Annotated in this window: 14 protein-coding genes; 8 read left to right on the top strand and 6 right to left on the bottom strand. The window is 67.6% G+C overall.

Translation table 11 applies throughout. From position 1 onward, the window contains the following. Position 1: 1 nt before the first annotated feature. The 8 genes from ACYVGE_RS16060 to ACYVGE_RS16025 are packed head-to-tail and all read left to right on the top strand — an operon-like array spanning position 2 to position 6,913. Positions 2–160, top strand: coding sequence for a cbb3-type cytochrome oxidase subunit 3 (locus tag ACYVGE_RS16060; RefSeq protein ID WP_460731070.1), 159 nt, complete (start codon positions 2–4; stop codon positions 158–160). Beyond that, positions 157–1,107 (top strand): cytochrome-c oxidase, cbb3-type subunit III, encoded by a 951-nt coding sequence (gene ccoP, locus ACYVGE_RS16055; protein ID WP_460731069.1) that lies wholly within the window; start codon positions 157–159, stop codon positions 1,105–1,107. Before ACYVGE_RS16060 ends, ccoP begins: the two co-directional genes overlap by 4 nt. Before the next feature lie 22 nt (positions 1,108–1,129). Continuing rightward, complete coding sequence (locus tag ACYVGE_RS16050; RefSeq protein WP_457097406.1) at positions 1,130–1,450, top strand: hypothetical protein; 321 nt, start codon at positions 1,130–1,132, stop codon at positions 1,448–1,450. Positions 1,451–1,487: 37 nt separating this feature from the next. Then, positions 1,488–3,029, top strand: a complete 1,542-nt coding sequence (locus ACYVGE_RS16045; protein ID WP_460731068.1) for a 4Fe-4S dicluster domain-containing protein — start codon at positions 1,488–1,490, stop codon at positions 3,027–3,029. Next, positions 3,026–3,541: a FixH family protein gene (locus ACYVGE_RS16040; RefSeq protein WP_460731067.1), complete on the top strand. Its 516-nt coding sequence runs from the start codon at positions 3,026–3,028 to the stop codon at positions 3,539–3,541. The genes ACYVGE_RS16045 and ACYVGE_RS16040 overlap by 4 nt, the downstream gene beginning before the upstream one ends. 6 nt (positions 3,542–3,547) lie before the next feature. Then, positions 3,548–6,025: a heavy metal translocating P-type ATPase gene (locus ACYVGE_RS16035; protein ID WP_460731066.1), complete on the top strand. Its 2,478-nt coding sequence runs from the start codon at positions 3,548–3,550 to the stop codon at positions 6,023–6,025. Next, positions 6,022–6,201 carry a cbb3-type cytochrome oxidase assembly protein CcoS gene (ccoS, locus tag ACYVGE_RS16030; RefSeq protein ID WP_460731065.1) on the top strand — a complete coding sequence of 60 codons (180 nt, stop codon included), beginning with the start codon at positions 6,022–6,024 and terminating at the stop codon, positions 6,199–6,201. Before ACYVGE_RS16035 ends, ccoS begins: the two co-directional genes overlap by 4 nt. After that, positions 6,191–6,913, top strand: coding sequence for a sulfite exporter TauE/SafE family protein (locus ACYVGE_RS16025; RefSeq protein WP_460731064.1), 723 nt, complete (start codon positions 6,191–6,193; stop codon positions 6,911–6,913). The genes ccoS and ACYVGE_RS16025 overlap by 11 nt, the downstream gene beginning before the upstream one ends. A gap of 5 nt (positions 6,914–6,918) precedes the next feature. Here ACYVGE_RS16025 and fnr read toward each other — a convergent pair whose 3' ends face one another. The 6 genes from fnr to infB form a co-directional block, all read right to left on the bottom strand. Further along, positions 6,919–7,680, bottom strand: coding sequence for a fumarate/nitrate reduction transcriptional regulator Fnr (fnr, locus tag ACYVGE_RS16020; RefSeq protein ID WP_460731063.1), 762 nt, complete (start codon positions 7,678–7,680; stop codon positions 6,919–6,921). Between the two features lie 113 nt (positions 7,681–7,793). Further along, positions 7,794–9,902 (bottom strand): polyribonucleotide nucleotidyltransferase, encoded by a 2,109-nt coding sequence (gene pnp / locus ACYVGE_RS16015; RefSeq protein WP_460731062.1) that lies wholly within the window; start codon positions 9,900–9,902, stop codon positions 7,794–7,796. Positions 9,903–10,154: 252 nt separating this feature from the next. Continuing rightward, positions 10,155–10,415 (bottom strand): 30S ribosomal protein S15, encoded by a 261-nt coding sequence (gene rpsO / locus ACYVGE_RS16010; RefSeq protein ID WP_310053205.1) that lies wholly within the window; start codon positions 10,413–10,415, stop codon positions 10,155–10,157. Between the two features lie 224 nt (positions 10,416–10,639). Beyond that, entirely contained in the window at positions 10,640–11,608 is a 969-nt protein-coding gene (gene truB / locus ACYVGE_RS16005) for a tRNA pseudouridine(55) synthase TruB (RefSeq protein ID WP_460731061.1), read from the bottom strand. Between the two features lie 75 nt (positions 11,609–11,683). Next, a complete protein-coding gene (gene rbfA / locus ACYVGE_RS16000) occupies positions 11,684–12,055 on the bottom strand; it encodes a 30S ribosome-binding factor RbfA (RefSeq protein WP_460731060.1) in 372 nt (123 codons plus the stop codon). Positions 12,056–12,067: 12 nt separating this feature from the next. Beyond that, positions 12,068–14,671, bottom strand: a complete 2,604-nt coding sequence (infB, locus tag ACYVGE_RS15995; protein WP_460731059.1) for a translation initiation factor IF-2 — start codon at positions 14,669–14,671, stop codon at positions 12,068–12,070. Between the last annotated feature and the right edge of the window lie 17 nt (positions 14,672–14,688).

Genomic DNA, 14,688 nt, shown 5'->3' with positions numbered 1-14,688 from the left:
CATGGTTTCCGGAATCGTCACTGCAATCCTGCTGGTCGTTTTCGTGGGCGGATGGGCCTGGGCATGGAGTCCGCGCCGCCATAGGGATTTCGAGGAGGCGGCGCAACTGCCGCTGGATGAAGACATGCACGTGGAAGGCACCCGGGAGAACGAACGATGAGCGCCGCGTGGTCGTGGTATGTCATCGCCATCGTCGTCCTCAACATCGTCGGCTGCGCGTGGCTGCTGTGGTGGACGGCCAAGCGTCGTCCCGGCGATCCCAAGCCGGAGGACACCAGCCACGTATGGGACGGCGACATCACCGAGTACAACAAACCGCTGCCAAAGTGGTGGATCAACCTGTTCTGGCTCACCCTGATCTTCGGCATCGGATACATCGCCTGGTATCCCGGGTTCGGCAATTTCGCCGGCTACGGCAAGTGGACGTCGCAACAGGAACATGCCCAGAGCAAGGCCGCGTACGACGCGAAGCTGGAAGAGACGTTCGCGCCGTACAAGGGCCAGCCGATCAACGTGCTTGCGGCCAATGCCGACGCCGTGAAGCTGGGCCGCTCGATCTTCAACAACACCTGCGCCACCTGCCACGGGTCGTCCGCGACGGGAGCCATCGGCTACCCCAACCTGACCGACGACATCTGGCATTGGGGCGGTACGCCGGACAAGGTGCTGGAAACGGTGCTCGATGGCCGCGAAGGCGTCATGCCCGAATGGGGCACGGTGCTCACCGGCATGGGCGGCGAGAACGCGGTCGACTACGTCGTCGCCTACGTGCGCACGCTCTCGCATCCCGACAAGTCGCTGTACAACGATTACATGGCCTCGCAGGGCAAGAAGCTGTACGAGGGCATCTGCGTCGCGTGCCACGGTGTCGATGGCAAGGGCAACCAGGCCATGGGAGCGCCCGACCTGACGGACGACTACTGGCTCTACGGCAACAGCAACGAGGCGCTGCACCAGACGATCGCCAAGGGCCGCCACGGCTCGATGCCAGCGCACCGCGCGCTGCTGGGCGAAACCCGCGTACGCCTGGTCGCCGCCTACGTCTGGTCGTTGTCGCACAACAAGCCCGGCGCGGGCGCGGCACGCACGGGCAAGGCCGCGAAATGACGGTATTCACGGCGGAGAGCGCATGAGCGAAACCCCGCAATGGCAGCCCCGCAAGCCGGACTTCATCGAACCCGGCTTCGACCACCCGCCCCGTCCGCTCGCGCAACGTGTCGGCGCGATCCTGTGGCCGAGCTTCTTCGCGGCGGGCGTGGCGACGATGGTGTTCTTCGCCTTCGTCGATCCGCTGGAATTGCGCGACCTCACGTTTCCGTCGCTGCCGCTGACCCGCGAGCTCGGTTACACCGTGGGGTTCTTCATGTTCTGGCTGGCAACGGCGGCGTCCAGCCTGTTCACCTGGTGGCTGCTGCGCCCGTCCAGCCGCTTCAACCGCCGGCTGCACTGAGCGGCAGCGCGGCCGGAATTTCCCGAGGGATCCGCAGTTGAGCAAGTCCATCGACATTGCACTGGCAGACGAGGAACGCTCGTTCTACGTCAGCGAACGCAAGGTCTACCCACGCGACGTCACCGGCCGCTTCGACCGCCTGCGCACGGCGGCGGTGTTCTGGCTGCTCGGCATGTTCTACGCGTTCCCGTGGCTGCGCTGGGACGGCAGGCAGGCGGTGCTGTTCGACCTGCCGGCGCGCAAGTTCCATGTCTTCGGCCTGACCTTCTGGCCGCAGGACTTCCCGCTGCTGGCGCTGCTGCTGATCATCGCCGGCGTCGCGTTGTTCTTCTTCACCGCGTTGGCCGGACGCCTGTGGTGCGGCTATGCCTGTCCGCAGACCGTGTGGACCGAAACCTTCCTGTGGATGGAGCGCTGGACCGAAGGCGACCGCAACGCCCGCATGAAGCTCGACGCCGCGCCATGGTCGGGCAACAAATTGCTGCGCAAGGGCGCCAAGCACGCGTTGTGGCTGGTGTTCGCGTTGTGGACCGGATTCACCTTCGTCGGCTTCTTCACCCCGATCACGGAACTCGGCACGCGGCTCGTGTCGTTCGAACTGGGTGGCTGGGAAACTTTCTGGATCCTGTTCTATGCCCTGGCCACCTGGGGCAATGCCGGCTTCCTGCGCGAACAGGTGTGCAAGTACATGTGCCCCTATGCGCGCTTCCAGAGCGCGATGTTCGACCGCAACACGTTGCTGATCGCCTACGACCCGATGCGTGGTGAACCGCGCGGCCCGCGCAGGCGCGGCCTGGGCGGCGTGGTCGCGCGCGGCCGCGGCCTGCTCGACAAGGTCGCCGCCTACGACTACGTGTTCCGCGCCAGCCGCCATCCCAGCGCCGCCGATGCGCGGCTGCAGGCGCGCGGCACCATCACCTTCGATGCCGGCAAGGAGTCCGAGCCGCTGCCGAAGTTCCCGGCGGAGCAGTTGGGCGACTGCATCGACTGCACGATCTGCGTGCAGGTCTGCCCGGTCGGCATCGACATCCGCAACGGCCTGCAGTACGAATGCATCGCCTGCGGTGCGTGCGTGGACGCTTGCGACGAGGTGATGGACAAGGTCGGTTTTCCGAGGGGCCTCATCCGTTACACCACGCAGAACGCGCTCGATGGCCAGCGCACCCGCGTGCTGCGGCCCCGCGTCTTCATCTACGGCGCGCTGCTGGTCCTGCTGCTGGGCGGCTTCGCGGTCGGCGTCGCCCTGCGCACGCCACTGATCGCGGAAGTCCTGCGCGACCGCAATGCGCTCTATCGGCAGACCGACACCGGCATCGAGAACGGCTACACGCTCAAGCTGGTCAACAAGACCGCGCAGGCGCAGCGTTACGTCGTGACCCTGGCCGGCGGCAAGGACGGACTGGTGCTGGGCGACATGCCGGCGATAGTGGTGCCCGCCAGCGATGTCGCCTCGGTGCCGCTCACTATCACCGCGCCAGCGGGCACGCACGGGCGCCACGAAGTGCGCTTCGACGTGCGCTCCGCCGATGGCCGCGTGCACAAGACCGTGGAAAGCAGTTTCTTTGGACCAACGCAATGATGACGCTCGACAATCGCGTTAAACGCAGCGCCTGGCGCGAACCGATGGTGTGGCTGGTGGCGGCGATCCCGGCCGCGGCAGTAATCGCGGCGATCGCCCTGCTGGTGGCGGCGGAGCGGTCGTCGGGCAACAACGACCTGGTCGCGGACGAGGTCCAGCGCACGGCGCAGGTGCAAGTCGCCGACCTCGGGCCCGATGCGGCCGCGCAGCAACTCCAGCTCAGTGCGGTCGTGCGTACCGGCAAGGGCATCGTCGAAGTGCTGCCGGTGGATGGCGGCTTCGACCGCAACGCCAGGCTGGTCCTGGCGCTGCACCATCCTGCGCGCGCCGCGCTCGATCGCGACATTGCCCTCCTGCCGGTCAAAACGGGCTGGCGCAGCGACGGCGAGATCGACCTCAGCCACGACTGGAACGTGGAGCTGCGCCCCGCCGATGGCGCCTGGAGGCTGCGGGGCCGCTGGAGCTCGGGGCAACAGGCCACGTACCTGCGACCCGCGTTGGCGGGGGAATGACGCGGCATGACCGCCACGCCCGCCACGGTTGCCCGGGCCACGCGCGCTGACGGCGCGATCCAGGTCGCTGCGACAGACTGTTTCCACTGTGGCGAAGCGTTGCCGGCCGTCCCTGCCCGCCTGCGCCTCGACGGCGCGGAGCGCGCCTTCTGCTGCGACGGATGCGCGGCGGCGGCGCAATGGATCCGCGACGCGCGCCTCGACGACTACTACCGGCTGCGCAGCGAATTGGCCATGCGCGTGTCCCTCGATCAATCCGACATCGCACTGTGGGACCGCGCGGAAGTGCTGGACGAACATGCGCGCAACGTTCCGGGCGGGCGCGAGCTGACCCTGCTCACCGACGGCATGCGCTGCGCCGCGTGCGCCTGGCTGATCGACCGCGCGCTCACGCGCGAGCCGGGGGTGCTCGAAGTCAACGCGAATGCCGTTACCGGCCGCATCCGCATCGCCTGGGATCCTGCGCGCACGTCGTTGTCCTCCCCGCTGCGCCGCCTGATGGCGCTGGGATACCGGCCCTATCTCGCCACCGGCGAAGCCCGCGAACGCGAGCGTCGCAGCGAGCGCAACCGTTGGCTGCTGCGATTGGGCGTCGCCGGGCTGGGCGCCATGCAGGCGATGATGTTCGCCGAGGCGCTCTACCTCGATACGTCCGGGTCGATGTCGCACGCGATGCGCGACTTCCTGCGCTGGGTGACCTTCCTGGTGGCAACGCCGGTGGTGTTCTACGCGGGTTGGCCGTTCCTGGCCGGTTGCGCGCGCGAGTTGCGCCATCGCCGCCCCGGCATGGACACCCTGATCGCAACTTCGACCCTGCTTGCCTATTTCGCCAGCCTGGTCGAAACCCTGCGCGGCGGTCCACAGGTCTGGTACGACGCCGCCGTGATGTTCGTCTTCTTCCTGCTCGCAGCGCGGATGCTGGAACAACGCGTGCGCAACGTCGCAACCGCGCAGGTGGATGCGCTGGCGCGGGCACGCCCGGCATTCGCCACGCGCGAACGCGAGGATGGTTCGCGCGAACTCGTCCCGCTCGCCGCGCTCGTGGTCGATGACGTGGCCTGCATTGCGGCGGGCGAAGCCGTGCCCGCCGACGGCGTGCTGCTGGACGGAGAGGCCGGCTTCGAGGAATCGCTGCTCACCGGCGAAGCGCATGCGGTGCACAAGACCGCGGGCATGCCGGTATTTGCGGGGACTGTTTGCCGCGAACGCCCCGCGCGCATGCGCGTGACCGCCACCGGCTCCGCCACCCGACTGTCACAGCTCGCACGCCTGGTCGAACAGGCGCAGGCGCATCGTCCGCCACTCGCGCAGGCCGCGGACCGGATCGCCTCGTGGTTCGTATTCGCGATGCTGGCGGCTGCGGCCCTGACCTTTCTTGCATGGCGCGTCCATGAACCGGCCCGCGCCTTCGAGGTCGCCCTGGCCGTGCTCGTGATCAGTTGTCCCTGTGCGCTGTCCTTGTCGGTTCCCGCCGCATTGGCGGCCGCCAACGGCGCGCTGGCGAAACTGGGCGTGCTGCCGCTGCGTCCCGACGCCCTGGATCGGCTGGCGCGCGTGAGCGACGTGGTCTTCGACAAGACCGGCACGTTGAGCGATGGCAAGCCGTGGCTGGTGGAAGCGGACACATTCGGTGGCATGGATCGCGTCCGCGCGCTGCGGATTGCCGCCGCCCTGGAGCGCGACAGCGGGCACCCGCTCGCGCAGGCGTTTTCCAATGCCGTGCAGGCCGAAGCGGAGTCGGCCAGCAACCTCATCGCCATCGCCGGCCATGGCATCGAAGGCACGCTCGGAGCCGACCGCTGGCGCCTCGGGCATGCGCCGTATGCCTGCGCGGGTGAGGACGATGGCGCGCTCTGGCTAGGCGACGGCCGGCAAGCATCCGCACGCTTCGTAGTCCGCGAGCGCGAACGCGTGGATGCGCGCATGGCGCTGGATGCGCTCAGGCGCGAGGGCATCGCCGTGCATCTGTGCAGCGGCGATGCGCATGCGGCCGTGGATCGACTGGCCACGACGCTCGGCATCACCGAGGCAAACCCACGGCAGACGCCCGAAGCCAAACTCGCCTACGTGCGGCAACTGCAGCAGCAGGGTCGCCGCGTCGCGATGGTGGGCGACGGCCTCAACGATGCACCGGTGCTCGCCGGCGCCGACGTGTCGATCGCGATGGGTGAAGGCGCCGCACTGGCGCAGCGCGCGGCCGACCTGGTGCTCGCCTCTCCCGCACTCACCCGCATCCCCGCCGCGATCGCGCTCGCGCGCGACACGCGGCGCATCGTCCGCCAGAACTTCGGCTGGGCGCTTGGCTACAACCTGCTCGCCTTGCCGCTGGCCATGGCCGGCATGGTGACGCCATGGATCGCCGCGCTCGGGATGGCGCTGTCCTCGCTGGCGGTCACCCTTAATGCGCTGCGCCTTGCGCGCGGCAGTGCGACTTCCGTGGAGCCGCCGCTGCGCGATGGCGTCGCCGCCGAGGTGCGCGCATGAACATCCTCCTGCTGCTGGTGCCGCTGAGCCTGATGTTGCTGCTGTTGGCGATCGGCGCCTTCGTATGGGCGGTGAAGCGCGGGCAATTCGACGACCTCGACACGCCAGGAATCGACATCCTCGTCGACGACGACGAGCCACCGGCCTCCGGGCAGGAGGAGCGCGATGGCGATTGACTGGCTGGTGATCGGCGGCGCCCTGCTGAGCGGCCTGCTCGGCGGCGCGCATTGCGCGGCGATGTGCGGTGGAATCGCCGCCGGGCTCTCGGTGCAGCAGCGCGGTGGCTGGTGGATGGCGCTGCAACCGAACCTCGGCCGCGTCCTGGGCTACACGCTCGCAGGCGCGATCGTGGGCGGCGTCGGACACCAGCTGCTCGACATCGCACGCATGCCGGAACTCACGCTTGCGTTGCGCGCGACGGTGGGCCTGGTCCTGATCGTGGCCGCGTTGCGCCTGCTCGATCGCCAGGGGCGCCTCGCCTTCCTTGGCGCGCCCGCCGGCCGCCTCTGGCAGTGGCTGCGGCCATTGCAGCGGCGCCTGCTGCCCGCGGACACGGTGGGAAAGCGCATGGCGCTAGGCGTGCTGTGGGGCTGGATGCCGTGCGGTCTCAGCACGACCTTGCTTGCGGCCGCATGGCTGCAGGCCAGCGCCTTCCACGGCGGATTGACGATGGCGGCGTTCGGGCTGGGCACGTTGCCGGTGATGCTGCCGCTGACCTGGGCCGGTGCCCGCTTCGGGCAACGCCTGCAGCGTGGCGGCTGGCGCACGGCGATGGGGCTGGCCGTGCTGTTCGCGGGTGTCCTGACGCTGGCCGCGCCGCTGCTGATGCAGGCGCCGGTCGTGCATGGCGTGTTGGCGGCGCTGGGGTGCCGCAGCCTGCCGGCGTAGCGGTGTCAGGCCCTGGCGCTGCGCCGGGGTTCTTCGTGCTCGGCGCTATGCGCGAGCCGGCTCAGTTCGGCGGGATTGCGGATGTCGACGCGACGGCCCGCGAGATCGATCACACCATCCTCCTGCAGCCGGGTGAAGCCGCGGCTGACGGTTTCCAGCGCCAGCCCGAGGTAATGCGCGATGTCCTCGCGGCTCATCGGCAGTTTGAACTGGGTCGCCGACTGGCCGATGTTGCGATAGCGCTCCGAGAGTCCGTGCAGGAACAACGCGATGCGTTCACCGGCCTGGCGCCGCAGGAGCATGCCCAGGTGGTCCTGGTCGCGGCCCACGCTCCGGCCGATGACGCGCAGGAGCTGGTGCTGCAGGCTCGGCAATTGCGCGGCGATGGTGGCGAGCTGGTCGAAGGGCACCTCGCACACGTTCGCCGTGGTGAGCGCGACGGCTTCGCAGCGGTGCGTGCCGGCGCCCAATGCGTCGAGGCCGATCAGTTCGCCCGGCAGGTGGAAGCCGACCACCTGCTCTTCGCCTTCCTCGCTGATGCTGACCGTCTTGAACGCCCCGTCGCGGGCGACGTACACAGCCGTGAGGGCGTCGCCGGGCCGGTACAGCCGCTCGCCGCGCGCGACGGGACGCCGGCGCCTGACGATCTCGTCCAGCTGCTGCAATTCCGTCGGATTGATGCCGGCGGGCAGGCACAGCTGCTGCAGCGAGCAATGCGCACAGCCGTGCCGGATGGTCGCGAGATCAAGAACGGGGGCATCGGACATGCAGATATGGTGCCATGAATGGGCGCAATGACCGGGCTACCCGGGGCCTTTGGCCTGATAAGGAAAAAGCGGGCCGAAGCCCGCTTTTCCGGTGGCGCATGGAACGCGACGGCTTACTCGGCCGTCACGCCCTCGCCTTCTTCCACGGCCTTGATCGACAGGCGGATGCGGCCCTGCTTGTCGACTTCCAGCACCTTGACCTTGACCACGTCGCCTTCCTTGAGCTTGTCGGAAACCTTCTCGACGCGCTCGCTGGAGATCTGCGAGACGTGCACGAGACCGTCCTTGCCCGGCAGGATGGTGACGAACGCACCGAAGTCCATGATCTTGGCGACCTTGCCTTCGTAGATGCGGCCCGGCTCGACGTCCGAGGTGATCTGCTCGATGCGGGCCTTGGCGGCCTGCGCAGCGGCGGCATTGACCGAGGCAATGACGATCGTGCCGTCGTCCTGGATGTCGATCTGGGTGCCGGTTTCCTTGGTGATGGCCTGGATGGTCGAACCACCCTTGCCGATCACTTCGCGGATCTTGTCCGGGTGGATCTTCATCGTCAGCAGGCGCGGGGCGAACTCGCTCAGCTCGCTGCGCGGCGTGGTGAGGGCATGCGCCATCTCGCCGAGGATGTGCAGGCGACCGGCCTTGGCCTGGGCCAGTGCGGTCTTCATGATCTCTTCGGTGATGCCCTGGATCTTGATGTCCATCTGCAGGGCGGTCACGCCCTCGGCGGTGCCGGCGACCTTGAAGTCCATGTCGCCCAGGTGGTCTTCGTCACCCAGGATGTCGGACAGGACGACGAAGCGGTCGTCTTCCTTCACCAGGCCCATCGCGATGCCGGCGACCGGTGCCTTGATCGGCACGCCCGCGTCCATCAGCGCCAGCGAGGAACCGCAGACCGACGCCATCGACGAGGAGCCGTTCGACTCGGTGATCTCCGAGACGATGCGGATGGTGTACGGGAATTCTTCCATCGACGGCATCACTGCCAGCACGCCGCGCTTGGCAAGGCGGCCGTGGCCGATCTCGCGACGCTTCGGGCCCATCATGCGGCCGCACTCACCGACCGAGTAGGGCGGGAAGTTGTAATGGAACAGGAAGTGTTCCTTGTACTCGCCCGAGACGGCGTCGATGATCTGGCCGTCGCGCGCGGTGCCCAGCGTCGCCACGACGATCGCCTGGGTCTCGCCGCGGGTGAACAGCGAGGAGCCGTGGGTACGCGGCAGCACGCTGACCTTCGAGGCGATCGGGCGCACGGTGTCGAGCGCGCGGCCATCGATGCGGACCTTGGTGTCGAGCACCGAGCCGCGCATGGTCTGGTACTCGAGCTCGCCGAATTCCTTCGACATCTCGCCCGAGTTCCAGCCTTCGGATTCGGCACGACCGGCCAGTGCGGACATCACGTCCTTCTTGATCGCCGAGATGGCGTCGCGACGCTGCAGCTTGTCGCGGACCTGGAAGGCCTGGGCGAGCTGGCCGCCGACGGCTTCCTTCAGCGCGCCGATCATGCCGGTGTTCTTTTCCGGAGCGGTCCACGTCGACGGCTTGGTGCCGGCTTCGACGACGAGCTCATTGATGATGTTGATGACCTTCTGCATCTCGCGATGGCCGAACATCACCGCGCCGAGCATCACGTCTTCCGAGAGCATCTTCGCTTCGGATTCGACCATCAGCACCGCGTTGGAGGTGCCGGCGACAACCAGCTCGAGCTCGGAATCGGCCAGCTCGGTGGCGGTCGGGTTCAGCAGGTACTGGCCGTTCTTGTAACCGACCTTGGCGGCGCCGATCGGGCCCTGGAACGGGGTGCCAGCCAGCGCGAGCGCGGCGGACGCGCCAATCAGGGCGGGGATGTCACCGTCGACTTCCGGGTTCAGCGACATGACCGTCGCGATGATCTGGACTTCGTTCTTGTAGTCCTCCGGGAAGAGAGGACGGATCGGGCGGTCGATCAGGCGCGAGATCAGCGTTTCCTTCTCGGTCGCACGGCCTTCGCGCTTGAAGAAGCCACCCGGGATGCGGCCACCGGCGTAGAACTTTTCCTGGTAGTCGACAGTGAGCGGGAAGAAGTCCTGGCCTTCACGCGCCGACTTGGCGGCGACGGCGGCGACCAGCAACACGGTGCCATCGACGGAAACCATGACGGCGCCGCCGGCCTGGCGGGCGATCTCGCCGGTTTCGAGGGTGTAGGTCTGGTTGCCGTACTGGAAGGTCTTGGTAATTTTTGCCACGTTGAATATTCCTGTTTTCTGATTCGTTCCGTCCGGGCCCCTGCCCGTGCGGTTTGGTGGTTGTGCAGCCAGCGTCTCTGGCTTACCGGTGCAGCTGGGGAACCTGTTTACACTTCAAGCAGTTAAAAGCTCGGTGGTTCGCCATCACCAGCCGCCCGCGCGGCCTTGAATACTTGGCAGCTTCGCTTTCGCCGCGGGCGGACCTTGCAAAAAAAACCGCGGCGCATCGCTGCGCCGCGGTTGGTGTTTCGTTTATCGGCGCAGACCGAGCTTCTCGATCAGGGCCTTGTAGCGCTCGTTGTCCTTGCGCTTGAGGTAGTCAAGCAGGCTGCGACGGCGGTTCACCATCTGCAGCAGGCCACGACGGCTGTGGTGATCCTGCTTGTGCACCTTGAAATGGCCGGTGAGCTGCTCGATGCGGGCGGTCAGGAGGGCGACCTGGACTTCCGGGGAGCCGGTATCGCCCGTGCCGCGCTTGTGTTCTTCAATGATCTTGCTGGTGTCGATGGACATCGTTTATTTGCCTTGTAGATGCGAGGCCTGCAGAACGCGATTCGGCATTGAAAATGCCGACGCACCGCCTGGTCCGCCGCTTGCTTGGGGAGATGCTTTCCAAAGTCCTTGAAAAGCCTGCGGATTGTAGCGCGCCGCGGGGAACGCGGGCAATGACAACGTCCGACGCGCCGCAGCGCATGGGGAACCGAGGCAGCCCGCGAGGCCGGCCACGACCGCCCTATCTAGGTCTCGCGACCGCCGATTGCCGCCTCGGTGGTCCAGGTGAACAGGCGGCCGGGGCGCAGGATCAGGTCGGAATCGATTTCACCCAGGCCCAAGATGCGGCCCGTCTCGTCATGGATCGCGACCAGCTCGGCAGGGGTGGCGCCCTCCAGGCGTAGCCGCTGCCCCTGCCCCAGGCGGTGCGCCTGTGCGGCATCGACCACGACCCGAGGGAAGCCGGCCAGGCCGGTTTCGATCGGCAGCAGGCAGGCGTCGAGGGCCGTTTCCCCCTGTCCTTCGGCCAGCGCCTGCAGTTCCTCGAGGCGGTACATGCGCGGGGCCGTGAACGGATCGACCCACTGCCGCCGCAACATGGCGACGTGGGCGCCACAGCCCAGGTGTTCGCCCATGTCACGGACGAGGCTGCGGACGTAGGTACCGGAGCCGCATTCGACCTGCAGGCACAGGCGGTTGCGATCGCGGCTGAGCAGCCGGAGGTCATGGACGACGACGTCGCGCTCGGGCGCTTCGATGGTCTCGCCGCGGCGTGCCTTGGCGTACAGCGGCTCGCCGCCCTGCTTCAGTGCGGAAAAGATCGGGGCGCGCTGACGGATGGGGCCGCGCAGGGGCGCGAGTGCGGCTTCGATGCGTGCATCGTCGAACTCAGGCACGTCACGCTGCAGCAGCGGTGCGCCGTCGGCGTCGTCGCTGTCGGTGGTCAGGCCGAGTTCGGCCGTGGTTTCGTAGGCCTTGCGCGATCCCAGCAGCAGGCCGGCGATCTTGGTGGCTTCGCCGAAGCACACCGGCAGCAGGCCGGTGGCCAGCGGATCGAGGCTGCCGGTATGGCCGGCCTTTTCTGCGCGGAACAGGTGGCGGACGCGCTGCAGCGCCTGGTTGGAGCTGAGCCCCTGCGGCTTGTCCAGCAGCAGGATGCCGTCGAGCTTGCGGAACACTCTTTTGACGGCGGGCGTGCGGGGCTTCTTGCTCATCGGGCGATGGTGGACGGACCCGGGCCCGCCAATGGTTGCGTCGAAACGTCGGTGGGCCGTGGCCCACGCTGCGCCCTACCCGGCGTCGCTGTCGTCGGAGGTGGGCGGATTGTCCCGCAGCAGGTTGTTGATGCGCTCGCCGCGATCGACGGAATCGTCGTAATGGAAATGCAGCTCGGGCACATGGCGCAGCTTCATCGAGCGGCCCAATGCGTACCGCAGCTCGGGCGCGATGGCCTTCAACCCCTTCATCGCCTCCAGCGAACGCTCGGGCTGCAGCGCGGTCACGAACACCTTGGCGTGGGCCAGGTCGCGGGTGACTTCCACGTCGGAGACGCTGATCGACGGCAGGCCGTGCTCGCGCACGGCCGTGTGCACGATCGTGCCCAGCTCACGGCGGAGCTGGGCGGAAACGCGATCGGTACGATGGAACGACTTGGTCGGCATGGCGTCGGCACCTTACAGCGTGCGCTGGACCTCGATGCGTTCGAAGCATTCGATCTGGTCGCCCGGCTTGACGTCGTTGTACGCCTTGACGCCGATACCGCATTCGGTGCCGTTGCGCACTTCGTCGACGTTCTCCTTGAAGCGGCGCAGCGATTCCAGCTCGCCCTCGAAGACGACGGTGTTGTCGCGCAGCACGCGGATCGGCTTGTGGCGCTTGACCACGCCCTCGACCACCATGCAGCCGGCAACCGCGCCGAACTTGGAGCTGCGGAACACGTCGCGGACCTCGGCGGTGCCGATGATCTCTTCGCGGATTTCCTTGCCCAGTACACCGGACGCGATCTGCTTCACCTGGTCGATCACGTCATAGATGATCGAGAAGTAACGCAGGTCGACGCCGTTGCCTTCGATCACCTTGCGGGCCGAGGCGTCGGCACGGACGTTGAAGCCGATGACCGTGGCCTTAGACGTCGCGGCGAGCGTCGCGTCGGATTCGGTGATGCCACCGACGCCGCCGCCGATCACGTTGATGCGGATCAGGTCGTTGGACAGGCCGGTCAGGGCCTCGCGCAGCGCCTGCACCGAACCATGCACGTCGGCCTTGACCACGAGGTTGAGCGTCTGCTGGCCGGCACCCTCGCCCATCTGGGCCATGATGTCTTCCATGCGGTTGCCCGCCTGGGCGACGAGGCGCGATTCGCGGCGCTTGGTGTCGCGCTGCTGCGCGACATCCTTGGCCAGGCGTTCGTCCTCGACCACGACGAAGTCGTCGCCGGAATCGGGCACGCCCGACAGGCCAAGCACCTGCACCGGGATCGACGGGCCGGCCTTTTCGACCTGCGAGCCGGTTTCGTCGAACAGCGCACGCACGCGGCCGTACTGCACGCCGCACACGAGGTAGTCGCCCTTCTTGAGTTCGCCCTGCTGCACGAGCACCGTCGCAACCGGGCCGCGGCCCTTGTCGAGCGAGGATTCGATCACCACGCCGGTGGCGCGGCCGGTCGGCACGGCCTGCAGGTCGAGCACTTCGGCCTGCAGCAGGATCGAGTCGAGCAGATCGTCGACGCCAGCGCCGGTCTTGGCGGAGAGTTCGACCATCTGCGTGTCGCCACCGAAGTCTTCGGCCACGACCTGCTCGGCCAGCAGCTCGTTCTTGACGCGCAGCGGGTCGGCATCCGACTTGTCGATCTTGTTGATGGCGACGATCAGCGGCACCTTCGCCGCCTTCGCGTGCTGCACGGCTTCGCGCGTCTGCGGCATCACGCCGTCGTCGGCGGCCACGACCAGCACCACGATGTCGGTGAGCTTCGCGCCGCGCGCACGCATCTGCGTGAACGCCGCGTGGCCCGGGGTATCGAGGAAGCTGATGACGCCCTTCGGCGTTTCGACGTGGTAAGCGCCGATGTGCTGGGTGATGCCACCGGCTTCGCCGGAGGCGACCTTGGTGCGGCGGATGTAGTCGAGCAGCGAGGTCTTGCCGTGGTCGACGTGGCCCATGATGGTGACCACCGGCGGACGCGTGACCTTGTCGCCCTGCGTTTCCTCGACGTGCGCCAGGAGTGCGTCTTCGGCGGTGTTCTCGCTGGCCTTGACCACGGTGTGGCCGAGTTCCTCGGTCACCAGTGCGGCGGTGTCGTGGTCGATGCTCTGGGTGATGGTGGCCATCACGCCCATCTTGAACAGCGCCTTCACCACGTCGCCGCCCTTCAGCGCGAGCTTCTGCGCCAGGTCGGCCACGGTGATGGTTTCGCCGATGGCGATTTCACGGATGACCGGAGCGGTGGGCCGGGAGAAGCCATGCGCACCACCGCCGGAACGGGCCTGCTCGAGCTGGCGGCGCGGCTTGGGCTTGCCACGGGCGCCGGTCGTGCGGCGCGCGCGTTCCTGCGCGCTCAGGTGCAGCTGGCCGGCAAAGCGGCTGGCGGCATCGTCGTCTTCCACGCCCGCAACCATCGCGTGCGAGCCGCGGGTCTTGTGCTTGGGCGCATTGCGGTCGTCGACGCGGGGTGCGATGGCCGGAGCGGGATGCTTGGGATGGCCATGACCGTGGCTGGTCGCCGGCTTGCGCGGGGTCTCCTCTTCGGGGACCGCTGCTGCCGCGGCGGCGCGCGCTTCCTCGGCCTTGAGGCGTGCGGCCTCCTCGGCTTCGAGGCGGACGCGCTCGGCTTCCTCGGCGCGACGCTTGTCGACTTCGGCCAGCTTCTGCTGCTCGGCGGTATTGCGCTGCCTGGATTCCTCCAGCTTGCGCAGGATCTCGGCACGCTCGTCGGTCACCGGCCCGCCCGCTGCCGCCTGCTCGGCGGTCGGCTTGACCAGCGTGACCTTCTTGCGCACGACCACATCGACCGTGGCCTTGTTCTTGCCGCCGCCGACGGTGAGTTCTTCCTTGCGGCTGCGGTTCAGCGTGATCTTCTTGGGCGCTTCGCTGGTGTCGGCGTTGTCCGCCTTGCCGTGCGACCGCTTCAGGAAGCCAAGCAGCTTGACCTTCTCGATGCTGGTCACGACCTGATCGGGGCCGCTGAAGCTCATGCCGGCCTCGGCCAGCTGCTCCAGCAACTTCTCGACCGGTGTATTCACCAGTTCAGCGAGCTTGCGGATGGTGGTTTGCTGCGACATTCGGTTCCGTGTCCTCG

Source organism: Lysobacter rhizosphaerae (assembly GCF_054779795.1).
The sequence above is the reverse complement of the archived record's forward strand: the minus strand, read 5'-3'. Positions and strand labels throughout refer to the sequence as shown.